This is a genomic window from Citrobacter sp. KH_055_1, from assembly GCF_057838705.1.
In genome coordinates, this window is record NZ_CM174473.1 from 518,665 (window position 1) to 540,232 (window position 21,568).

At 53.3% G+C, this 21,568-nt stretch carries 20 protein-coding genes and 1 tRNA gene; 16 read left to right on the forward strand and 5 right to left on the reverse strand.

Annotation, left to right across the window (positions count from 1 at the left end):
- Window positions 1-13: 13 nt before the first annotated feature.
- Window positions 14-1,357 (reverse strand): argininosuccinate synthase, encoded by a 1,344-nt coding sequence (argG, locus tag AC3ITF_RS02610; protein ID WP_182295254.1) that lies wholly within the window; start codon window positions 1,355-1,357, stop codon window positions 14-16.
- Window positions 1,358-1,702: 345 nt separating this feature from the next.
- On the opposite strand from argG, the gene AC3ITF_RS02615 reads away from it, so the two are divergent.
- The 12 genes from AC3ITF_RS02615 to mtr all read left to right on the forward strand — a co-directional run bounded on the left by AC3ITF_RS02615 (window position 1,703) and on the right by mtr (window position 15,737).
- Window positions 1,703-1,779, forward strand: a tRNA-Met gene (locus AC3ITF_RS02615).
- Between the two features lie 208 nt (window positions 1,780-1,987).
- Window positions 1,988-2,440: a ribosome maturation factor RimP gene (rimP, locus tag AC3ITF_RS02620; protein ID WP_135911333.1), complete on the forward strand. Its 453-nt coding sequence runs from the start codon at window positions 1,988-1,990 to the stop codon at window positions 2,438-2,440.
- A gap of 28 nt (window positions 2,441-2,468) precedes the next feature.
- Window positions 2,469-3,956, forward strand: a complete 1,488-nt coding sequence (nusA, locus tag AC3ITF_RS02625; protein ID WP_096755531.1) for a transcription termination factor NusA — start codon at window positions 2,469-2,471, stop codon at window positions 3,954-3,956.
- A 24-nt stretch (window positions 3,957-3,980) separates the two neighbouring features.
- Window positions 3,981-6,677, forward strand: coding sequence for a translation initiation factor IF-2 (gene infB / locus AC3ITF_RS02630; RefSeq protein WP_096755532.1), 2,697 nt, complete (start codon window positions 3,981-3,983; stop codon window positions 6,675-6,677).
- Window positions 6,678-6,827: 150 nt separating this feature from the next.
- Window positions 6,828-7,232, forward strand: coding sequence for a 30S ribosome-binding factor RbfA (gene rbfA / locus AC3ITF_RS02635; RefSeq protein ID WP_096755533.1), 405 nt, complete (start codon window positions 6,828-6,830; stop codon window positions 7,230-7,232).
- Window positions 7,232-8,176, forward strand: a complete 945-nt coding sequence (gene truB, locus AC3ITF_RS02640) for a tRNA pseudouridine(55) synthase TruB (RefSeq protein WP_137400197.1) — start codon at window positions 7,232-7,234, stop codon at window positions 8,174-8,176. The genes rbfA and truB overlap by 1 nt, the downstream gene beginning before the upstream one ends.
- 273 nt (window positions 8,177-8,449) lie before the next feature.
- A complete protein-coding gene (gene rpsO, locus AC3ITF_RS02645) occupies window positions 8,450-8,719 on the forward strand; it encodes a 30S ribosomal protein S15 (protein ID WP_096755535.1) in 270 nt (89 codons plus the stop codon).
- A 248-nt stretch (window positions 8,720-8,967) separates the two neighbouring features.
- Window positions 8,968-11,100 carry a polyribonucleotide nucleotidyltransferase gene (pnp, locus tag AC3ITF_RS02650; RefSeq protein ID WP_096755536.1) on the forward strand — a complete coding sequence of 711 codons (2,133 nt, stop codon included), beginning with the start codon at window positions 8,968-8,970 and terminating at the stop codon, window positions 11,098-11,100.
- Between the two features lie 108 nt (window positions 11,101-11,208).
- A complete protein-coding gene (gene nlpI, locus AC3ITF_RS02655) occupies window positions 11,209-12,093 on the forward strand; it encodes a lipoprotein NlpI (protein ID WP_096755537.1) in 885 nt (294 codons plus the stop codon).
- 106 nt (window positions 12,094-12,199) lie between these two features.
- Window positions 12,200-12,280 carry a protein YrbN gene (gene yrbN, locus AC3ITF_RS02660; protein ID WP_010723222.1) on the forward strand — a complete coding sequence of 27 codons (81 nt, stop codon included), beginning with the start codon at window positions 12,200-12,202 and terminating at the stop codon, window positions 12,278-12,280.
- A complete protein-coding gene (locus AC3ITF_RS02665; protein WP_135911337.1) occupies window positions 12,273-14,222 on the forward strand; it encodes a DEAD/DEAH family ATP-dependent RNA helicase in 1,950 nt (649 codons plus the stop codon). The genes yrbN and AC3ITF_RS02665 overlap by 8 nt, the downstream gene beginning before the upstream one ends.
- Before the next feature lie 270 nt (window positions 14,223-14,492).
- Window positions 14,493-15,737 (forward strand): tryptophan permease, encoded by a 1,245-nt coding sequence (mtr, locus tag AC3ITF_RS02670; RefSeq protein WP_096755539.1) that lies wholly within the window; start codon window positions 14,493-14,495, stop codon window positions 15,735-15,737.
- Window positions 15,738-15,823: 86 nt separating this feature from the next.
- Here mtr and AC3ITF_RS02675 read toward each other — a convergent pair whose 3' ends face one another.
- From AC3ITF_RS02675 to ubiU, 3 genes are all read right to left on the reverse strand, one after another.
- Window positions 15,824-16,831: a luciferase-like monooxygenase gene (locus AC3ITF_RS02675; RefSeq protein WP_489176106.1), complete on the reverse strand. Its 1,008-nt coding sequence runs from the start codon at window positions 16,829-16,831 to the stop codon at window positions 15,824-15,826.
- Window positions 16,832-16,911: 80 nt separating this feature from the next.
- On the reverse strand, window positions 16,912-17,790 hold the full coding sequence (locus tag AC3ITF_RS02680) for a U32 family peptidase (protein WP_137400196.1): 879 nt from the start codon (window positions 17,788-17,790) through the stop codon (window positions 16,912-16,914).
- 8 nt (window positions 17,791-17,798) lie between these two features.
- The gene (gene ubiU / locus AC3ITF_RS02685) at window positions 17,799-18,794 is read right to left on the reverse strand and encodes a ubiquinone anaerobic biosynthesis protein UbiU (protein WP_096755542.1); all 996 of its coding nucleotides are present in this window, start codon (window positions 18,792-18,794) and stop codon (window positions 17,799-17,801) included.
- Between the two features lie 219 nt (window positions 18,795-19,013).
- Here ubiU and ubiT point away from each other — a divergent pair, with 219 nt between their 5' ends.
- Together ubiT and AC3ITF_RS02695 are read left to right on the forward strand one after the other, a co-directional pair.
- A complete protein-coding gene (gene ubiT, locus AC3ITF_RS02690) occupies window positions 19,014-19,538 on the forward strand; it encodes a ubiquinone anaerobic biosynthesis accessory factor UbiT (RefSeq protein ID WP_115257401.1) in 525 nt (174 codons plus the stop codon).
- Window positions 19,532-20,035, forward strand: coding sequence for a GNAT family N-acetyltransferase (locus AC3ITF_RS02695; RefSeq protein ID WP_096755544.1), 504 nt, complete (start codon window positions 19,532-19,534; stop codon window positions 20,033-20,035). The genes ubiT and AC3ITF_RS02695 overlap by 7 nt, the downstream gene beginning before the upstream one ends.
- Here the strand turns inward: AC3ITF_RS02695 and AC3ITF_RS02700 are convergent.
- Window positions 20,022-20,330, reverse strand: a complete 309-nt coding sequence (locus AC3ITF_RS02700) for a GIY-YIG nuclease family protein (RefSeq protein WP_489176107.1) — start codon at window positions 20,328-20,330, stop codon at window positions 20,022-20,024. The genes AC3ITF_RS02695 and AC3ITF_RS02700 overlap by 14 nt on opposite strands.
- Before the next feature lie 43 nt (window positions 20,331-20,373).
- Here AC3ITF_RS02700 and AC3ITF_RS02705 point away from each other — a divergent pair, with 43 nt between their 5' ends.
- Window positions 20,374-20,802, forward strand: coding sequence for a YhbP family protein (locus tag AC3ITF_RS02705; RefSeq protein WP_115257404.1), 429 nt, complete (start codon window positions 20,374-20,376; stop codon window positions 20,800-20,802).
- Window positions 20,803-20,834: 32 nt separating this feature from the next.
- Window positions 20,835-21,470, forward strand: a complete 636-nt coding sequence (locus AC3ITF_RS02710) for an NAD(P)H-binding protein (RefSeq protein ID WP_137400195.1) — start codon at window positions 20,835-20,837, stop codon at window positions 21,468-21,470.
- The last annotated feature ends 98 nt before the right edge of the window (window positions 21,471-21,568 follow it).

The following is a 21,568-nucleotide window of genomic DNA, read 5'->3' on the forward strand; positions in this document are numbered from 1 at the left end:
TTTCTGTTGGCGATTACTTCGCTTTGTTTTCCAGATTCTCTACCTGCGGCAGACCGGTGGCGGAAGAGGCGGTCAGCAGGCCCGACTGGGCGTAGCCGAACAGCTTCTCGCGGGTATCGGTAATATCCAGGTTACGCATAGTCAGCTGACCGATACGATCGTCCGGTGAGAAGACGGAATCCCCTTTCTCCATGGTCAGACGTTCTGGCTTGTAGGTCAGGTTGTCGGAGACGGTATTCATAATGGAATAGTCGTTACCGCGACGCAGCTCCAGCGTAACTTCGCCGGTGATTTGGCTCGCAACCCAACGTTGCAGACCGTCACGCAGCATTAGCGCCTGGGAGTCAAACCAGCGACCCTGGTACAGCAGACGACCCAGTTGGCGGCCGTGAGCGTGATACTGCTCAATGGTATCTTCATTGTGAATACCGGTCAGCAGACGCTCGTAAGCGATATGCAGCAGCGCCATCCCCGGGGCTTCGTAAATACCACGGCTTTTCGCCTCGATAATACGGTTTTCAATTTGATCGCTCATGCCCAGACCATGACGGCCGCCAATGCGGTTGGCTTCCATCATCATCTCAACATCGTCGCTAAAGGTTTTGCCGTTCAGCGCAACTGGATGTCCCTGCTCAAAACGTACGGTTACTTCTTCCGCCGGGATCTTCACGTTTTCATCCCAGAACTTGACGCCCATAATTGGGTTAACGATCTTCAGGCTGGAGTTAAGGAATTCCAGATCTTTCGCTTCGTGCGTAGCGCCGAGCATGTTGGAGTCAGTGGAATACGCTTTTTCGACAGACATTTTGTAGTCGAAACCGCAGGCGATCATAAATTCAGACATCTCATGGCGACCGCCGAGTTCGTCAATGAAGTCAGTGTCCAGCCATGGTTTGTAAATCTGCAGTTCGGCATTGGTCAGCAGACCGTAACGATAGAAACGCTCAATATCGTTGCCTTTATAGGTACTGCCGTCACCCCAGATATTCACACCGTCATCTTTCATGGCGGCCACCAACATGGTGCCGGTCACCGCGCGGCCTAGTGGCGTGGTGTTGAAATAGGTCAGTCCGCCGGTGGTATTATGGAATGCACCACATTGAATCGCTGCGATCCCTTCGGCAACCAGTTGCTTGCGGCAATCAACCAGGCGAGCGTTCTCAGCACCATATTCCATTGCACGGCGAGGGATGGCGTCATAGTCATCCTCATCCGGTTGTCCCAAATTCGCAGTATATGCATATGGGACAGCCCCTTTTTGTCGCATCCACAGCAGTGCAGCACTGGTGTCCAGGCCGCCAGAAAAAGCGATACCAATACGTTGACCTACCGGGAGATGCTTGAGAATCGTCGTCATAAAATAAAACCCTGCTTGATAGACTGGTGAAGAGGTCGGTTTTTTATGTTAAGTGCATTTTTATGCAAAATAAATGAGTTTTCATTTAATCACCTTTTAACGGTGACAGGAAGAGTTTAGTGATAATTTCGTTAAATAACGGCGTTGAAGGCAGATTTATCTTTGTTGTACTTTGCTAAATTTGCGCAGGCTGGCATTCATTCATTTGCATAGTAGTAACAAGGTTGACATAAGGGATAGAAAATCAATATACTGTGCGCAGATTTTACGTCCCGTCCTCGGTACCAAATCCCAGCAGTATTTGCATTTTTTACCCAAAGCGAGTAAAATTTGCCACGTTTCAGGCGCGGGGTGGAGCAGCCTGGTAGCTCGTCGGGCTCATAACCCGAAGGTCGTCGGTTCAAATCCGGCCCCCGCAACCACTTTCCCTTAGAGTTCTTTTTCAAATATACTGTGAAGACTTAGGCCTTCGTAGCTGGATTTGAAAAAAAATTCTTTCGGAAGGTTCTCCGAACCGCAGGTGCGGTTATAGGGTTCAGTTATCTAAAGCCCCGATTTATCGGGGTTTTTTGTTATCTGATTACAGAATAACTGGGCTTTAGGCCCTTTTTTTATGTCTTGGGGGTGGGCTTGTCCACATTAGAGCAAAAATTAACAGAGATGATTAAAGCACCAGTTGAAGCCTTGGGCTACGAGCTGGTCGGCATCGAATTTATTCGTGGTCGCACATCCACACTGCGCATCTATATTGATAGTGAAGATGGCATCAATGTTGATGATTGTGCTGATGTGAGCCACCAGGTTAGCGCCGTGATGGACGTTGAAGATCCGATCACCGTTGCTTATAACCTGGAAGTCTCCTCACCGGGTCTCGACCGTCCTATGTTCACGGCTGAACACTACGTGCGTTTCCTGGGTGAAGAAGTCACGCTGGTTCTTCGTATGGCGGTACAAAATCGCCGTAAATGGCAGGGCGTTATCAAAGCGGTGGATGGTGAGATGATCACTGTCACAGTCGACGGTAAAGATGAAGTGTTCGCGCTGAGTAATATCCAGAAGGCGAACCTGGTTCCCCACTTTTAACAGTCTGGATTGAGGTGAAAAGCCCGCGATGAACAAAGAAATTTTGGCTGTTGTTGAAGCCGTATCCAATGAAAAATCGCTGCCACGCGAGAAAATTTTTGAAGCGCTAGAAAGTGCGCTGGCCACAGCAACAAAGAAAAAATACGAACAAGAGATCGACGTTCGCGTAGAAATCGATCGTAAAAGCGGTGATTTCGATACCTTCCGCCGTTGGGTAATTGTGGAAGAAGTCACTCAGCCAACCAAAGAAATTACTCTGGAAGCCGCACGTTACGAAGACGAGAGTCTGAACGTGGGTGAATACGTTGAAGACCAGATTGAATCAGTCACCTTTGACCGTATCACCACCCAGACGGCGAAACAGGTTATCGTACAGAAAGTACGTGAAGCTGAACGTGCGATGGTTGTTGATCAATTCCGCGAGCACGAAGGTGAGATCGTCACCGGTGTGGTGAAGAAAGTTAACCGTGACAACATTGCGCTGGACCTCGGCAGTAATGCTGAAGCCGTGATCCTGCGTGAAGACATGCTGCCGCGTGAAAACTTCCGCCCGGGTGACCGTATCCGTGGTGTTCTGTACTCCGTTCGCCCGGAAGCACGCGGCGCGCAACTGTTTGTGACGCGTTCCAAACCGGAAATGCTGATTGAACTGTTCCGCATTGAAGTGCCAGAAATTGGCGAAGAAGTGATTGAAATTAAAGCGGCGGCTCGCGATCCGGGTTCTCGTGCGAAAATCGCGGTGAAAACCAACGATAAGCGTATCGATCCGGTGGGTGCTTGCGTAGGTATGCGCGGTGCACGCGTTCAGGCGGTTTCTACCGAACTGGGCGGCGAACGTATCGATATCGTCCTGTGGGATGATAACCCGGCACAGTTCGTGATCAACGCAATGGCGCCTGCAGACGTCGCGTCTATCGTGGTGGATGAAGATAAACACACCATGGATATCGCGGTTGAAGCCGGTAACCTGGCTCAGGCGATTGGACGTAATGGTCAGAACGTCCGCCTGGCTTCACAATTGAGCGGTTGGGAACTCAACGTAATGACCGTTGATGACCTGCAGGCTAAGCATCAGGCTGAAGCGCATGCTGCTATTGATACCTTCACCAAATATCTCGATATCGATGAAGATTTCGCGACGGTTCTGGTAGAAGAAGGTTTTGCTACGCTGGAAGAGTTGGCCTACGTGCCAATGAAAGAGCTTCTGGCAATCGACGGCCTGGATGAAGCAACCGTTGAAGCGCTGCGCGAGCGTGCTAAAAACGCACTGACCACTCTGGCACTGGCCCAGGAAGAAAGCCTCGGTGATAACAAACCGGCTGACGATCTGCTGAATCTGGAAGGATTAGATCGTGATATGGCCTTCAAACTGGCTGCCCGTGGTGTTTGTACGCTGGAAGATCTCGCTGAACAGGGCATTGATGATCTGGCTGATATCGAAGGGTTGACCGACGAAAAAGCCGGTGAGCTGATTATGGCTGCCCGTAATATTTGCTGGTTCGGCGACGAAGCGTAATAAACTGTAGCAGGAAGGAACAGTATGACAGATGTAACCGTAAAAACGCTGGCTGCAGAGATACAGACCTCCGTGGATCGCCTGGTACAGCAATTTGCTGATGCAGGTATCCCGAAGTCTGCTGACGACTCTGTGTCCGCACAAGAGAAACAAACCTTACTGGCGCACCTGAACCGTGAGAACGGCTCTGCACCAGATAAGTTGACATTGCAGCGTAAAACGCGCAGTACTCTCAATATTCCTGGTACCGGTGGAAAAAGTAAATCGGTACAAATCGAAGTCCGCAAGACACGCACCTTTGTGAAACGCGATCCGCAAGAGGCAGAACGCCTTGCCGCGGAAGAGCAGGCGCAGCGTGAAGCGGAAGAGCAAGCCCGTCGTGAGGCAGAAGAAACTGCTAAACGCGAGGCGCAACAAAAAGCCGAACGTGAGGCCGCAGAACAAGCTAAACGTGAAGCCGCTGATAAAGCGAAACGTGAAGCTGCGGAAAAAGACAAAGTGAGCAATCAACAGACCGACGATATGACTAAAACCGCCCAGGCCGAAAAAGCCCGCCGTGAAAATGAAGCCGCAGAACTGAAGCGTAAAGCGGAAGAAGAAGCGCGTCGCAAGCTTGAAGAAGAAGCTCGCCGTGTGGCTGAAGAAGCCCGTCGTATGGCGGAAGAAAATGCCGGTGTTTGGGCAGAGCAAGAGAAAGCAAAAGGTGAAGAGGATAAGACCGATTATCACGTCACCACTTCTCAGCATGCTCGCCAGGCAGAAGACGAAAACGATCGCGAAGTAGAAGGCGGCCGTGGCCGTACGCGTACTGCGACGAAAGCTGCTCGTCCTCAGAAGAAAGGCAATAAGCACGCTGAATCTAAAGCCGATCGCGAAGAAGCACGTGCTGCTGGTCGCGGTGGTAAAGGCGGCAAGCGTAAAGGTTCTTCCCTGCAGCAAGGCTTCCAGAAGCCAGCTCAGGCCGTTAACCGTGACGTAGTGATTGGCGAAACCATCACCGTTGGCGACTTAGCGAACAAGATGGCGGTTAAAGGTTCTCAGGTCATCAAAGCGATGATGAAGCTGGGTGCGATGGCCACCATCAACCAGGTCATCGATCAGGAAACCGCACAGTTGGTTGCTGAAGAGATGGGCCACAAAGTTATCCTGCGTCGTGAAAACGAGCTGGAAGAAGCGGTAATGAGCGACCGTGACACTGGCGCAGCGGCTGAACCGCGTGCACCGGTTGTGACTATCATGGGTCACGTTGACCACGGTAAAACCTCTCTGCTGGACTACATTCGTTCAACGAAAGTCGCCTCTGGCGAAGCGGGCGGCATTACCCAGCACATTGGTGCATACCACGTTGAAACTGACAACGGTATGATCACCTTCCTGGATACCCCGGGGCACGCCGCGTTTACCTCTATGCGTGCTCGTGGTGCACAGGCAACAGATATCGTTGTTCTGGTTGTTGCAGCAGATGATGGCGTGATGCCTCAGACCATTGAAGCTATCCAGCATGCGAAAGCAGCGCAGGTGCCGATGGTTGTTGCAGTCAACAAAATCGATAAGCCAGAAGCCGATATGGATCGCGTTAAGAACGAACTGTCTCAGTACGGCGTTATGCCGGAAGAGTGGGGCGGCGAATCTCAGTTCATCCCTGTTTCTGCGAAAGCAGGTACCGGTATTGATGACCTGTTGAACGCTATCCTGCTGCAGGCTGAAGTTCTGGAGCTGAAAGCGATTCGTAAAGGTATGGCAAGCGGTGCGGTAATCGAATCCTTCCTGGACAAAGGTCGTGGCCCAGTTGCTACCGTCCTGGTTCGTGAAGGTACCCTGAATAAGGGCGATATCGTACTGTGTGGCTTCGAGTATGGCCGCGTTCGTGCAATGCGTAACGAACTGGGTCAGGAAGTCCTGGAAGCAGGTCCGTCTATTCCAGTTGAAATCCTGGGTCTGTCCGGCGTTCCGGCTGCGGGTGACGAAGTTACCGTCGTACGTGACGAGAAAAAAGCGCGTGAAGTTGCACTGTATCGTCAGGGCAAATTCCGTGAAGTTAAACTGGCTCGCCAGCAGAAATCTAAACTCGAGAACATGTTCGCCAACATGACCGAAGGCGAAGTTCACGAAGTGAACGTTGTCCTGAAAGCTGACGTTCAGGGTTCTGTCGAAGCGATCTCCGACTCCTTGCTGAAACTGTCTACCGACGAAGTGAAAGTGAAGATCATCGGTTCCGGCGTAGGTGGTATCACCGAAACCGACGCCACGCTGGCTGCGGCATCCAACGCGATTCTGGTTGGCTTCAACGTTCGTGCTGATGCCTCTGCACGTAAAGTGATTGAATCTGAAAGCCTGGATCTGCGTTACTACTCCGTCATCTATCACCTGATCGACGAAGTGAAAGCTGCGATGAGCGGCATGCTGTCTCCGGAACTGAAACAGCAGATCATCGGTCTGGCTGAAGTACGTGACGTGTTCAAATCACCGAAATTTGGCGCCATCGCAGGTTGTATGGTTACCGAAGGTACGATTAAACGTCACAACCCAATCCGCGTTCTGCGTGACAACGTGGTTATCTATGAAGGCGAGCTGGAATCCCTGCGCCGCTTCAAAGATGACGTTAACGAAGTCCGTAACGGCATGGAATGTGGTATCGGCGTTAAGAACTACAACGACGTTCGCGTTGGCGATATGATCGAAGTGTTCGAAATCATCGAGATCAAACGTACCATCGCATAATTTTCGTCGTCTTTTGGGCTGCCGCTGTGTTGGTAGTTCAAGGCATAGAAGCTTATTTGAGGTAGGCCGGGTAAGCGAAGCGCCACCCGGCAATGAAATTTAAAAAGGGGCTTATGGCCCCTTTTTTGTCTTTATTCTGGAGAATTTATTATGGCGAAAGAATTTGGTCGCCCGCAGCGCGTGGCCCAGGAGATGCAAAAAGAGATCGCACTCATCCTGCAACGCGAAATCAAAGATCCGCGCGTCGGCGTGATGACTACCGTGTCCGGCGTTGAGATGTCTCGTGACCTGGCGTATGCCAAAGTGTTCGTGACGTTCCTGAATGACCAGGACGAAGCTGCCGTGAAGAACGGTATTAAAGCCTTGCAGGAAGCCTCTGGCTTCATCCGCTCTCTGCTGGGTAAAGCCATGCGCCTGCGTATCGTGCCGGAACTGACTTTCTTCTACGACAACTCGTTGGTCGAAGGGATGCGCATGTCTAACCTGGTGACCAGCGTGGTGAAGCATGACGATGAACGTCGTGTGAATCCTGCGGACGACAGCAAGGAGGACTAATGAGTCGTCCTCGTCGTCGTGGTCGCGACATTCATGGCGTCCTGTTGCTGGATAAGCCGCAAGGCATGTCCAGCAATGACGTGCTGCAAAAAGTAAAACGCCTCTACAATGCTAACCGTGCCGGTCATACCGGTGCGCTGGATCCGCTGGCGACAGGCATGCTGCCTATCTGCCTGGGAGAGGCGACCAAGTTTTCGCAGTACCTGCTGGACTCTGACAAACGCTATCGCGTGGTGGCCCGCCTGGGACAGCGTACTGATACCTCTGATGCCGATGGGCAAATTGTGCAGGAGCGTCCGGTGACGTTTACCCCGGAACAGCTTGCCAGCGCGCTGGAGACGTTTCGCGGTGACATCCAACAGATCCCGTCGATGTACTCAGCGCTGAAGTATCAGGGTAAAAAGCTGTACGAGTACGCGCGTCAGGGTATTGAGGTCCCGCGTGAATCCAGACCGATTACCGTGTACGAACTGCTGTTTATTCGCCACGAAGGTAATGAACTGGAGCTGGAAGTCCATTGCTCCAAAGGCACGTACATTCGCACGATTGTTGACGATCTGGGCGAGAAGCTCGGATGCGGCGCGCACGTGACGTATCTGCGTCGTCTGACGGTCAGCAAGTATCCGGTAGACCGTATGGTCACGCTGGAACATTTGCACAGCCTAGTTGAACAGGCTGAACAGCAGAACATTCCGGCGGCAGAATTACTTGATCCGCTGCTGATGCCAATGGACAGTCCGGCATCGGACTATCCCATTGTTAATCTGCCTTTAACATCATCGGTTTACTTTAAAAATGGTAATCCGGTACGTACGTCGGGCGTGCCGCAGGAAGGGCTGGTTCGCGTGACGGAAGGCGATGATGGCAAATTTATCGGCATGGGGGAGATCGACGATGAAGGTCGTGTCGCCCCTCGTCGACTGGTGGTTGAGTATCCTGCATAGCGCTCTCTGTCTTGCGATAAGAAGGCGCTGCGAGTAGAATACCGCCGCTTAACGTCGCGTAAATTATTTAACAGTTCGCGCGGCGTGTACACAAAATCATTCGAGCTGCATCAAGGCGGCAAGTCTGAGAATCCTCAGGAGCTTACTGAAGTAAGTGACTGAGGTGAGCGGACGCAGCCAACGCAGAGGCAGTTTGAAGGATGAAGTGTATACACTGGGATCGCTGAATTAGAGATCGGCGTCCTTACATTCTTAACACTTTGGAGTTTTAAAATGTCTCTAAGTACTGAAGCTACAGCTAAAATTGTTTCTGAGTTTGGTCGTGATGCAAACGACACCGGTTCTACCGATGTTCAGGTTGCTCTGTTAACTGCACAGATTAACCACCTGCAGGGTCACTTCTCTGAACACAAAAAAGATCACCACAGCCGTCGTGGTCTGCTGCGTATGGTTTCTCAGCGTCGTAAACTGCTCGACTACCTGAAGCGTAAAGATGTTGCACGTTACACTGCGCTGATCGAGCGTCTGGGTCTGCGTCGCTAAGTCTTTCGAGTTTCAGAAAGAGGGGGCCTTCATGGCCCCTTTTTTCCAGCAGATGGCAGCAATTCGCTGGAAACTAATGTATTGTTGCTATGAATGATCTTCCGTCGCAGAGGTTCGCGCGGCTAATGAGAGGCTTTACCCAATACGCGTGGGTTAGGGTTGTCATTAGTCGCGAGGATGCGCAGAAGGTCGGGTATTAACGATGGCGTGTATAAATACGCCGTTAAAAAAAGAGAAAGGATATTATTTTGCTTAATCCGATCGTTCGTAAATTCCAGTACGGCCAACATACCGTAACGCTGGAAACCGGCATGATGGCACGTCAGGCTACTGCTGCTGTTATGGTTAGCATGGATGACACCGCGGTATTTGTGACCGTTGTTGGTCAGAAAAAGACCAAGCCAGGCCAGGATTTCTTCCCGCTGACCGTTAACTATCAGGAGCGTACCTACGCTGCTGGCCGTATCCCGGGTAGCTTCTTCCGTCGTGAAGGCCGTCCGAGTGAAGGCGAAACCCTGATCGCGCGTCTGATTGACCGCCCGGTTCGTCCGCTGTTCCCGGAAGGTTTCATCAACGAAGTTCAGGTTATTGCGACCGTTGTCTCCGTTAACCCGCAGGTTAACCCAGATATCGTGGCAATGATCGGCGCATCCGCTGCGCTGTCCCTGTCTGGGCTGCCGTTCAACGGCCCGATCGGTTCTGCTCGTGTTGGTTATATCAATGACCAGTATGTACTGAACCCGACTCAAGACGAACTGAAAGAAAGCAAGCTGGACCTGGTTGTTGCCGGTACTGAAGCTGCCGTACTGATGGTTGAATCCGAAGCTGAACTGCTGAGCGAAGACCAGATGCTGGGCGCTGTCGTATTCGGTCACGAACAGCAGCAGATTGTTATCAAAGAAATCAACGAGCTGGTTAAAGTCGCTGGCAAGCCGCGTTGGGACTGGCAGCCAGAAGCTGTCAACGAAGCGCTGAATGCACGCGTTGCCGCGCTGGCAGAAACGCGTTTGAGCGATGCTTACCGTATCACCGACAAACAAGAGCGTTATGCTCAGGTTGACGTGATCAAATCTGAAACCATCGCTCAACTGGTTGCAGAAGACGAAACCCTGGACGCTAACGAACTGGGTGAAATCCTGCACGCTATCGAGAAAAACGTCGTTCGTAGCCGCGTACTGGCAGGCGAGCCGCGCATCGATGGCCGCGAAAAAGACATGATCCGTGGTCTGGACGTGCGTACTGGCGTACTGCCGCGTACTCACGGTTCCGCACTGTTCACCCGTGGCGAAACTCAGGCGCTGGTTACTGCGACCCTGGGCACCACCCGTGATGCGCAGAACCTCGACGAACTGATGGGCGAGCGTACTGACAACTTCCTGTTCCACTACAACTTCCCTCCGTACTGCGTAGGCGAAACCGGTATGGTCGGTTCTCCGAAGCGTCGTGAGATTGGTCACGGCCGTCTGGCGAAACGCGGCGTGCTGGCAGTGATGCCGGAACTGGACAAATTCCCGTACACCGTACGTGTTGTGTCTGAAATCACCGAATCCAACGGTTCTTCTTCCATGGCTTCCGTGTGCGGTGCTTCTCTGGCACTGATGGACGCAGGCGTGCCGATCAAAGCCGCTGTTGCGGGTATCGCGATGGGTCTGGTGAAAGAAGGCGATAACTTTGTGGTTCTGTCTGACATTCTGGGTGACGAAGATCACCTGGGCGACATGGACTTTAAAGTGGCGGGTTCCCGCGATGGTATCTCTGCACTGCAGATGGATATCAAAATCGAAGGTATCACCAAAGAGATCATGCAGGTTGCTCTGAACCAGGCTAAAGGTGCGCGTCTGCACATCCTGGGCGTGATGGAACAGGCGATCAATGCGCCGCGCGGCGACATCTCTCAGTTCGCTCCGCGTATCCACACCATTAAGATCAGCCCGGACAAAATCAAAGACGTTATCGGTAAAGGCGGTTCTGTTATCCGTGCTCTGACCGAAGAAACCGGCACCACCATCGAAATCGAAGATGATGGTACTGTGAAGATCGCGGCGACCGACGGTGAAAAAGCGAAATATGCTATCCGTCGTATCGAAGAGATTACTGCAGAAATCGAAGTTGGCCGTATCTACAATGGTAAAGTGACCCGTATCGTTGACTTTGGCGCATTCGTTGCCATCGGTGGCGGTAAAGAAGGTCTGGTACACATCTCTCAGATCGCTGACAAGCGCGTAGAGAAAGTGACCGATTACCTGCAGATGGGTCAGGAAGTACCGGTTAAAGTTCTGGAAGTTGATCGCCAGGGCCGCGTACGTCTGAGCATTAAAGAAGCAACTGAGCAGTCTCAGCCAGCAGCTGCGCCGGAAGCACCGGCAAGCCTCGGCGAGTAAGGTTGCCATTGCCCTCCGCGTGAGCGGGGGGCCTTTAACCCGGCAGGAAGCCTTGTTAGCAACCGGGGAACAGGACGTTCATTCAATCGTTGTCTTCGGGAGTGGGAAATGAAGCCTTTTTTGCGCTGGTGTTTCGTTGCGACAGCACTCACGCTGGCTGGATGCAGTAATTCCGCCTGGCGTAAGAGTGAAGTCCTCGCAGTACCACTGCAACCGACTTTACAGCAGGAAGTGATTCTGGCACGTATGGAACAAATTCTTGCCAGTCGGGCTTTAACCGATGACGAACGCGCACAGCTTTTATATGAGCGCGGAGTGTTGTATGATAGTCTCGGTCTGAGGGCACTAGCGCGAAATGATTTTTCACAAGCGTTGGCAATCCGACCAGATATGCCTGAAGTATTCAATTACTTAGGTATATATTTAACGCAGGCAGGCAATTTTGATGCTGCCTATGAAGCGTTTGATTCTGTACTTGAGCTTGATCCAACTTACAACTACGCGCACTTAAATCGCGGTATCGCATTGTATTACGGCGGTCGCGACAAGTTAGCGCAAGATGATCTGCTAGCGTTTTATCAAGACGATCCCAATGATCCATTCCGCAGTCTGTGGCTGTATCTCGCCGAGCAGAAGCTCGATGAGAAGCAGGCTAAAGAAGCGTTAATACAACGCTTCGAGAAATCGGATAAAGAGCAATGGGGATGGAACATTGTCGAGTTCTACCTGGGCAACATTAGCGAAGCAACGCTGATGGAGCGCCTGAAGGCGGACGCAACGGATAACACCTCGCTCGCTGAGCATCTCAGTGAAACCAACTTCTATTTAGGTAAGTACTACCTAAGTCTGGGGGATTTGGACAACGCTACGGCATTGTTCAAACTGGCGGTGGCTAACAACGTTCATAACTTTGTTGAGCACCGATACGCATTGTTGGAATTATCGCTCCTGGGCCAGGACCAAGATGACCTGGCAGAATCGGACCAGCAATAGCTGACGTACACATCAGCCCGTAATCTTTTTTGATTGCCATCACCTTCACCGGTGAGGGCGTTGTTGTTCGTTAATACACCTACTTTGAGCCGGTTCACACTTTTCAATGAAAATTGCAGATCAATTTCATGATGAGTTATGTAGACTGGCCGCCATTAATTTTGAGGCACACGTACTACATGGCTGAATTCGAAACCACTTTTGCAGATCTGGGCCTGAAGGCTCCTATCCTTGAAGCCCTTACCGATCTGGGTTACGAAAAACCATCTCCAATCCAGGCAGAGTGCATTCCGCATCTGCTGGGCGGTCGCGATGTTCTGGGTATGGCCCAGACCGGTAGCGGCAAAACTGCAGCGTTCTCCTTACCGCTGCTCAACAATCTTGATCCTGAGCTGAAGGCACCTCAGATTCTGGTGCTGGCACCGACCCGCGAACTGGCGGTTCAGGTTGCAGAAGCCATGACGGATTTCTCTAAACATATGCACGGCGTGAACGTGGTAGCCCTTTACGGCGGCCAGCGTTATGACGTGCAGTTACGTGCCCTGCGTCAGGGCCCGCAGATCGTCGTCGGTACGCCGGGTCGTCTGCTGGATCACCTGAAGCGCGGTACCCTGAACCTCTCTAAACTGAGCGGTTTAGTGCTGGACGAAGCCGATGAAATGCTGCGTATGGGCTTCATCGAAGACGTTGAAACGATTATGGCGCAGATCCCGGAAGGTCATCAGACCGCTCTGTTCTCTGCAACCATGCCGGAAGCGATTCGCCGTATTACCCGCCGCTTTATGAAAGAGCCGCAGGAAGTACGCATTCAGTCCAGCGTCACCACGCGTCCTGACATCAGCCAGAGCTACTGGACTGTCTGGGGCATGCGTAAAAATGAAGCGCTGGTGCGTTTCCTGGAAGCAGAAGATTTTGATGCGGCGATTATCTTCGTTCGTACCAAAAATGCGACCCTGGAAGTGGCAGAAGCGCTGGAGCGTAGCGGCTATAGCAGCGCTGCACTGAACGGCGACATGAACCAGTCCCTGCGTGAGCAGACTCTGGAACGTCTGAAAGACGGCCGTCTGGATATTTTGATTGCAACCGACGTTGCGGCCCGTGGCCTGGACGTTGAGCGTATCAGCCTGGTTGTTAACTATGACATCCCGATGGACTCCGAGTCTTACGTTCACCGTATCGGCCGTACCGGTCGTGCGGGTCGTGCTGGCCGTGCGCTGCTGTTCGTTGAGAACCGTGAGCGTCGTCTGCTGCGTAACATCGAACGCACCATGAAGCTGACCATTCCGGAAGTTGAACTGCCGAACGCAGATCTGCTGGGCAAACGCCGTCTGGAAAAATTCGCCGCGAAAGTACAGCAGCAGCTGGAAAGCAGCGATCTGGATCAGTACCGTGCTCTGCTGGCGAAAATGCAGCCGGAAGAAGAGCTGGATATCGAAACGCTGGCCGCAGCACTGCTGAAAATGGCACAGGGTGAACGTCCGCTGATCGTGCCACCAGATGCACCGATGCGTCCTAAGCGCGAATTCCGCGACCGTGATGAACGTGCTCCACGTGGCGATCGTAATGATCGTAACGATCGTGGCCCGCGTGGTGACCGTCCGGAACGCGGTGGTGAAGACCGTCCGCGTCGTGAACGTCGTGACGTTGGCGATATGCAGCTGTACCGCATTGAAGTGGGTCGTGATGACGGTGTTGAAGTACGTCATATCGTTGGCGCGATCGCTAACGAAGGTGACATCAGCAGCCGTTACATCGGTAACATCAAGCTGTTCGGTACGCACTCCACCATCGAACTGCCGAAAGGTATGCCGGGCGACGTGCTGCAGCACTTTACCCGTACTCGCATCCTGAACAAGCCGATGAACATGCAGCTGGTTGGCGATGCAGTACCGCACACTGGTGGTGAGCGTCGTGGCGGCGGCGGTGGTCGTTTCAGCGGCGAACGTCGTGAAGGTGGTCGTGGCGAAAACCGTGGTAACAGCACTGAGCGTCGTGAAGGTGGCCGTGGTGATGGTCGTCGTTTCAGTGGCGAACGTCGTGAAGGCAGCCGTGCTCCACGTCGTGACGATGCTTCCGCTCCGCGTCGTGATGACTCCGCAGGTCGTCGTCGTTTCGGCGGTGACGCATAAGCCTCTTGGCTTCATAGCTGTAAAGTAAAATATACAGCCCCGATCTTAACGGTCGGGGCTTTTTTTATTTCTTTTGTACTCATGTACTGGTACAGTGCAGCGCATTGAACTGTATTAGCTAATTTTAACCCTAAATAATTCGAGTTGTAGGAAGGCGGCAAACGAGGACATTCCAGGAGCTTGCTCAAGTAAGTGACTGGGATGGCGGAGTGCAGCCAAGGCATCTACAGCTTGAAGTATGACGGGTAAATACACTGGAGATCAGGCTAAATGGCAACACTAACCACCACCCAAACGTCACCATCGCTGCTTGGCGGCGTGGTGATTATCGGCGGCACCATTATTGGCGCGGGGATGTTTTCTCTGCCCGTGGTCATGTCCGGGGCGTGGTTCTTCTGGTCAATGGCGGCACTGATCTTTACCTGGTTCTGCATGCTGCATTCCGGGCTGATGATCCTCGAGGCTAACCTCAATTATCGTATTGGTTCGAGCTTCGATACCATCACCAAAGATCTGCTAGGCAAAGGCTGGAACGTTGTCAACGGCATCTCGATTGCGTTCGTACTGTATATCCTGACCTATGCGTATATCTCGGCGAGCGGCTCGATTCTGCACCATACCTTTGCCGAGATGTCGCTGAACGTCCCGGCGCGAGCGGCAGGGTTTGGCTTCGCGCTACTGGTGGCGTTTGTGGTGTGGTTGAGTACCAAAGCGGTGAGCCGCATGACGGCCATCGTGCTGGGTGCGAAGGTGATCACCTTCTTCCTGACCTTCGGCAGCCTGATGGGACATGTATCCCCAACCACGCTGTTTAACGTCGCGGAAAGCAATGCGTCGTACACACCGTATCTGCTGATGACGCTACCGTTCTGTCTGGCATCCTTTGGTTATCACGGTAACGTACCGAGTCTGATGAAGTATTACGGTAAAGATCCGAAGACCATCGTGAAGTGCCTGGTGTACGGCACGTTGCTGGCGCTGGTGCTATACACCGTATGGTTGCTGGGGACGATGGGCAATATTCCACGCCCAGAATTCATTGGCATTGCTAAGCAGGGCGGTAACATTGATGTACTGGTACAGGCGCTGAGTGGGGTGCTGAACAGCCGCAGTCTGGACCTGCTGCTGGTGGTGTTCTCCAACTTTGCCGTGGCGAGTTCGTTCCTTGGCGTGACGCTGGGCCTGTTCGACTATCTGGCGGATCTGTTTGGTTTTGATGACTCAGCAATGGGGCGTTTGAAAACCGCTTTACTGACCTTTGTCCCACCGATTGTCGGTGGCCTGCTGTGGCCGAACGGCTTCCTGTACGCCATTGGCTATGCAGGGCTCGCAGCCACTATTTGGGCGGCCATTGTGCCGGCGCTGCTGGCACGTAAATCCCGCAAGCGGTTTGGTAGCCCGAAATTCCGCGTCTGGGGCGGCAAGCCGATGATTGCGCTGATTCTGGTGTTCGGTGTCGGCAACGCGGTTATCCATATCCTGTCGAGCGTTAATTTGTTGCCGGTGTATCAGTAAGTAGCGTGCCGGATGGCGGCTACGCCTTATCCGGCCTACTCGAACCCGTAGGCCCGGTAAGCGTAGCGCCACCGGGCAACCCAAACCTACCCAACCAACTCCTCTTTCACCTGCATCGCCAACTCAAACGAATGCAGGCGTGCCTGATGGTCAAAAATCTGCCCGTTAACCATAATCTCATCGGCCTGGGTTTCACGTAGGATTGACTCCAGCCCGTGACGCACTTTCGCTTTGTCCCCCACCAGCGACATGCTTAATGCCTGCTGTACGCCATATTGCTCGGATGCGGACCACAGCTGATGCATATTCTCCACCGGCGGTGGGAGTTGTCCGGTTTCACCCCGACGCAGTTTCATAAACGCCTGCTGCATAGAGGTGAAGAGAAACTCAGCGTCGCGATTGCTGTCGGCAGCGATGATGTTGATGCACACCATCGCATACGGTGTTGCCAGACGCGTGGAGGGTTTGAACTGAGTGCGATAAAGATGCAGCGCCTGGTGCAGCATATTCGGGGCGAAGTGGGAGGCGAAGGCAAACGGCAGGCCAAGCTGAGCGGCCAGCTGTGCGCTATACAGACTGGAGCCTAACAGCCAGACCGGGATTTGCTCTCCGTAGCCGGGAACCGGACGCACGTGGGGATTCGGGTCACGTGCGTCAAACCAGTCCACCAGTTCTGTTACGTCGCGGGGAAAGTTATCGATATCACCACTCATATGGCGGCGCAGCGCGCGCATGGTTGGTTGATCGCTGCCCGGCGCTCGACCCAGACCGAGGTCAATACGTCCCGGATACAGCGTATTCAGCGTGCCGAACTGTTCGGCAATCACTAGCGGGGAATGGTTGGGTAACATCACGCCGCCAGAACCCAGATGCAGGGTTGTGGTATTGGCCGCCAGATAACCGATGAGCACCGAGGTTGCCGCACTGGCGATGCCGGTCATATTGTGATGTTCAGCCAGCCAGTAGCGATGGTAGCCGCGCTTTTCCGCCAGTTGGGCGAGATCACGAGAGTGCGAGAAGGCCTGCTTTGCGTTGGATCCTTCAGGGATCGGCGCCAGATCGAGCACCGAGAACGGAATGGTTTTGTCAGTCATAACGGCTCACTTTGTTACCGGTTAATCTTTTAATATTGCATTAAAGACTAGCGATTGTTGTTAACAAAGTGAGCTATTAATCACATCTGCAGTTCCAGGCCTGCCAGTCGTTTCCAGTAGCCGTTGCAGTCACTGTGGGTGGCAAGCGGTAACGGGGCACCACCATTCTCGTTGGCACGGAAGGCATCCAGCATGGCGAATGTCTCGGTTCCCAACGGGGACAGGCGCACAATATCAACCAGCCCCTGCATGGACGCCAGCTCATTACCGAGGTTGTAGACGTAGCCGCTCATGGTCTGAATACCGTTGAGGACAAACACTTGCTGATTCTCCTGCGACAGGACATCACGCCCGTTGGGATACTTGATGCAGCAGGTTTCGCACTCGTCTTTAGGCTTATCTTCGGAGCGTGCGGTGAAGCAGCGGGCAGAGTAGGCCAGCGGCAAATGCCCGTAGCTCAGTACTTCGGTTTCAAACTGGTCGCGAATACCCAGTTCGTCACACTGGTTAAGCAGGTTCACCAGCCAATCACGTGACAGCTCAACCGGCATACACCAGCGCACCATGCCCTGCTTGAGCAGAATACGCAGCGTTACGGCGTTGTAGCAGTTGAGTGCGTGCCCGGCCACGAACGGCAGCTTACGTTCGGCGCACATATTGACCACGCCGAGATCGCTGGCTTCCAGCAGGAAGTCACCGTTTTCTACATAGCGTTTCAACTCACCCAACTCAGATGACGCCTGCACCAGTGCCAGCGTGGACAGGACCACCTGCTTACCGCTCCCGGCGAGGGACTTCGCCATGTCGATCCAGTCACCCACTTTGGTCGCCCGGCGCTTGCTGCACACTGCTTCGCCAAGATAGATAACGTCGGCATGGCTGGTGGCTGCCTGCTGATAAAAGTCTTCCAGCGTCTCTTTCGACCAGTAGTAGAGCACCGGTCCTAAGGAATATTTCATTGCTTTTCTCACTGCCATTTACGGTGATACGCGCCAAGTGTGGTCTGCGTGCCTTCGGACATAGAGCCGAGCGTTTCCATCCAGGCGCTTTGCGGAACGAAGTTTTGCGGATCTGCTTTGCAGCGGTCGATCGCCTGACGCCACACTTTCGCCACCTGGCTGACATAGGCCGGGCTACGCTGACGCCCCTCGATTTTCACCGAGGCAATATTGGCGGCCAGCAGGTCAGGTAGCAGTTCTAAGGTATTGAGGCTGGTGGGCTCCTCCAGCGCATGATAGCGCTCGCCATCCACCAAATAACGCCCTTTACACAGCGTGGGATATCCGGCGTTTTCACCATCCTGGTAACGGTCAATCAGCACTTCGTTCAGGCGAGATTCCAGCCCCTGCGCGGTCTGCTGCCAGCGTACAAAGCGGGCAGGGGAACACGCGCCGACGGTATTGGGGGATTCGCCCGTCAGATAAGACGAAAGATAGCAGCGGCCTTCCGCCATAATGCACAGGCTGCCGAAGGCAAACACTTCCAAAGGAACCGGTGTTACGCGCGCGAGTTGTTTCACCTGATGAATCGACAGCACGCGCGGCAGCACCACACGCGCGACGTCAAAGTTACGGTGATAGAAATTTACCGCTTCTTCATTGGTTGCCGATGCCTGAACAGAGACATGGCGCTCAATATGCGGGTAGCGTTCTGCGGCATACTCAAGCATGGCGAGATCGGCGAGGATCAGTGCATCCGCGCCCAGTTGTGCCGCCATATCCACGGCACGCTGCCAGCGAGCGTACCCATCCGGGTGGGCAAAGGTGTTAATCGCGATGTGCAGCTTACGGCGATGTTGATGGACGAAACTCACCGCTTCCTGCAATTTTTTCTCGGTAAAATTAAGGCCGGCGAAATGACGGGCGTTGGTATCATCTTTTAGCCCGATGTACACAGCATCAGCGCCGTTCTCGATGGCCGCCTTAAGCGCCGGGAGATTTCCGGCAGGGCACAGCAGCTCCATAATTTATCCTGAAAGTTACGCCGCCTGGGCGCAAAAATGTTAACGAAGAGGGATTTTAGTTAACCTTGCTGAGACAATTTTTGATTTGAGGCAGTTAAAGTCGTATTGGTATCACCAATAAAGAGGTAACAATTTCGTATCGAATTGTTGATTTATGCCGCTATGTCGTTTATTTGATATGGCAAAATAGCCGGACTATAGAAACAGGGAGTAAAGCTCGTGTTGGATAAACTGCGTTCACGCTTAGTACATTTTGGTCCTTCTCTGATGAGTGTACCGGTTAAACTGACGCCCTTTACGCTCAAGCGCCAGGTACTGGAACAGGTTCTGAGCTGGCAATTTCGCCAGGCGCTGGCCGACGGGGAACTGGAGTTTCTCGACGGTCGCTGGTTGAGCATAAATGTTCGTGATATTGGCCTCAGATGGTATACCTCTGTTGAGAACGACAAACTTATCGTCAGTCAGAACGCAGACGCTGATGTGAGTTTTAGCGCAGACGCCAGCGATTTATTGATGATTGCGGCGCGTAAGCAGGATCCGGATACGCTTTTCTTCCAGCGTCGCCTGGTGATTGAAGGCGATACAGAATTAGGGCTACATGTGAAAAATCTGATGGACGCCATTGAACTGGAGCAGATGCCGAAAGCATTACGCGTTATGCTGCTGCAACTGGCGGACTTTGTTGAGGCGGGTATGAAACATTCGCCAGAAACCAAACAGACCTCGGTAGGTGAACCATGCTGATTCGAGTTGAAATTCCCATTGATGCCCCAGGTATTGATGCGCTGCTGCGTCGTTCCTTTGAAAGCGATGCGGAAGCGAAGTTAGTGCACGACCTGCGTGAAGACGGTTTTCTGACGCTGGGCCTGGTTGCCACCGACGACGAAGGTCAGGTGGTCGGCTACGTCGCGTTCAGTCCTGTTGATGTGCAAGGTGAAGATCTGCAATGGGTCGGTATGGCTCCGCTAGCGGTAGATGAAAACTACCGTGGGCAGGGCCTGGCACGTCAGCTGGTCTATGAGGGACTGGATTCACTGAACGAGTTTGGGTACGCCGCGGTGGTCACGCTGGGCGATCCGGCACTGTACAGTCGCTTTGGCTTTGAGCTGGCAGCCCACCACGATCTACACTGCCGCTGGCCGGGAACCGAAAGCGCGTTCCAGGTGCATCGCCTGGCAGAAGATGCGCTGGAGGGCGTGTCTGGTCTGGTGGAATACCACGACCACTTCAATCGCTTTTAAGCACCGGGGCTTGTAGGCTATTCAGCAATGCCTCAAGCCCTTCACCTTCTACAAGGCGTTCTTTCTGACGCTTTGTGAGCTGTTTGACTCGATATTCCAGACGCAGGGCCAGCGAACGATCGCCGACCTGCGCGGCAAATGCCAGAGTTAACTCTCGCTTCCCACGCAAGGCTTTCGCGCCTTTTCCGCTTTGATGTTGCTTATAGCGGCGCTGCACATCGGTGGTTATACCGGTGTACAGGGCGTTGTCTGCGGTACGGATCAGGTACAGATACCAGGGTGTCATTGTCACCATCGACGTGATAATTTTCAGGCCTATAGTATAAAAGAGAACAGAAATGGAAACACTGACTGCGGTGACGCGCTGGCTGGCAAAGCAGCACGTCGTGACCTGGTGTGTGCATCATGACGGTGAACTGTGGTGCGCCAATGCGTTTTATCTGTTTGATGCGCAGAAGGTTGCCTTCTATGTGCTCACCGAAGATAAAACTCGCCATGCCCAGATGTCCGGCCCATGCGCGTCCGTTGCCGGGACGGTAAACGGTCAACCCAAAACGGTCGCGCTGATCCGTGGCGTCCAGTTTAAAGGCGAAATCAGGCGTCTGGAGGGGCAGGAGAGCGACGACGCGCGTAAAGCGTATAATCGTCGCTTCCCCGTCGCCAGAATGCTGTCTGCACCCGTGTGGGAGATTCGTCTTGATGAAATCAAGTTCACTGACAACACGCTGGGCTTTGGTAAAAAGCTGCTCTGGCTACGTGATCTATAGTTAGAGGAATGATTGAAGGGAAAGGATAAGCGATGAGCCAGGTGTTAATAACCGGAGCCACGGGTCTGGTGGGCGGACATTTATTGCGGATGCTACTGAACGAGCCCCGGGTCCATGCGATTACGGCTCCAACGCGCCGCCCGCTCGCCGATACGGTTGGCGTCTTTAACCCTCACGATCCGCAGTTGACCGATGCGCTGGCACAGGTCACCGATCCAGTCGACATCGTTTTTTGCTGTCTGGGAACCACCCGACGTGAAGCGGGCAGTAAAGAGGCCTTTATCCACGCTGATTATACGCTGGTGGTAGATACCGCCCTGACGGGGCGTCGTCTGGGGGCTCAGCATATGCTGGTAGTGAGTTCGATGGGGGCCAATGCGCACTCGCCATTTTTCTACAATCGGGTTAAAGGTGAGATGGAGGAGGCGCTGATTGCGCAGAAATGGCCCCGGCTGACGATTGTACGGCCTTCGATGTTGCTGGGTGACAGGGAACAACAGCGAGCGAATGAAAAGCTCTTTGCGCCATTATTCAAGTTGCTACCGGGGAACTGGAAATCTATTGAGGCACGTGATGTCGCACGGGCAATGCTGGTGGAGGCACTTGCGCCAGGACATGAAGGGGTTTCGATCCTGACCTCGTCCGAGCTGCGCGAAAGGGCTAAATAAAATGCCGGATGGCGCTGACGCTTATTCGGCCTACAAACGATGAAGTCCTGTAGGCCGGATAAGACGCCCGGGCGTCGCCATCCGGCATCTGTAGCAGT

Excerpts from the sequence above, each read along its gene's own strand:
- argG (WP_182295254.1), bottom strand. The coding sequence starts at position 1,357 with ATGACGACGATTCTCAAGCATCTCCCGGTAGGTCAACGTATTGGTATC.
- nusA (WP_096755531.1), top strand. The coding sequence starts at position 2,469 with ATGAACAAAGAAATTTTGGCTGTTGTTGAAGCCGTATCCAATGAAAAA.
- infB (WP_096755532.1), top strand. The coding sequence starts at position 3,981 with ATGACAGATGTAACCGTAAAAACGCTGGCTGCAGAGATACAGACCTCC.
- rbfA (WP_096755533.1), top strand. The coding sequence starts at position 6,828 with ATGGCGAAAGAATTTGGTCGCCCGCAGCGCGTGGCCCAGGAGATGCAA.
- truB (WP_137400197.1), top strand. The coding sequence starts at position 7,232 with ATGAGTCGTCCTCGTCGTCGTGGTCGCGACATTCATGGCGTCCTGTTG.
- rpsO (WP_096755535.1), top strand. The coding sequence starts at position 8,450 with ATGTCTCTAAGTACTGAAGCTACAGCTAAAATTGTTTCTGAGTTTGGT.
- nlpI (WP_096755537.1), top strand. The coding sequence starts at position 11,209 with ATGAAGCCTTTTTTGCGCTGGTGTTTCGTTGCGACAGCACTCACGCTG.
- yrbN (WP_010723222.1), top strand. The coding sequence starts at position 12,200 with ATGAAAATTGCAGATCAATTTCATGATGAGTTATGTAGACTGGCCGCC.
- AC3ITF_RS02665 (WP_135911337.1), top strand. The coding sequence starts at position 12,273 with ATGGCTGAATTCGAAACCACTTTTGCAGATCTGGGCCTGAAGGCTCCT.
- mtr (WP_096755539.1), top strand. The coding sequence starts at position 14,493 with ATGGCAACACTAACCACCACCCAAACGTCACCATCGCTGCTTGGCGGC.
- AC3ITF_RS02675 (WP_489176106.1), bottom strand. The coding sequence starts at position 16,831 with ATGACTGACAAAACCATTCCGTTCTCGGTGCTCGATCTGGCGCCGATC.
- AC3ITF_RS02680 (WP_137400196.1), bottom strand. The coding sequence starts at position 17,790 with ATGAAATATTCCTTAGGACCGGTGCTCTACTACTGGTCGAAAGAGACG.
- ubiU (WP_096755542.1), bottom strand. The coding sequence starts at position 18,794 with ATGGAGCTGCTGTGCCCTGCCGGAAATCTCCCGGCGCTTAAGGCGGCC.
- AC3ITF_RS02695 (WP_096755544.1), top strand. The coding sequence starts at position 19,532 with ATGCTGATTCGAGTTGAAATTCCCATTGATGCCCCAGGTATTGATGCG.
- AC3ITF_RS02700 (WP_489176107.1), bottom strand. The coding sequence starts at position 20,330 with ATGGTGACAATGACACCCTGGTATCTGTACCTGATCCGTACCGCAGAC.
- AC3ITF_RS02705 (WP_115257404.1), top strand. The coding sequence starts at position 20,374 with ATGGAAACACTGACTGCGGTGACGCGCTGGCTGGCAAAGCAGCACGTC.
- AC3ITF_RS02710 (WP_137400195.1), top strand. The coding sequence starts at position 20,835 with ATGAGCCAGGTGTTAATAACCGGAGCCACGGGTCTGGTGGGCGGACAT.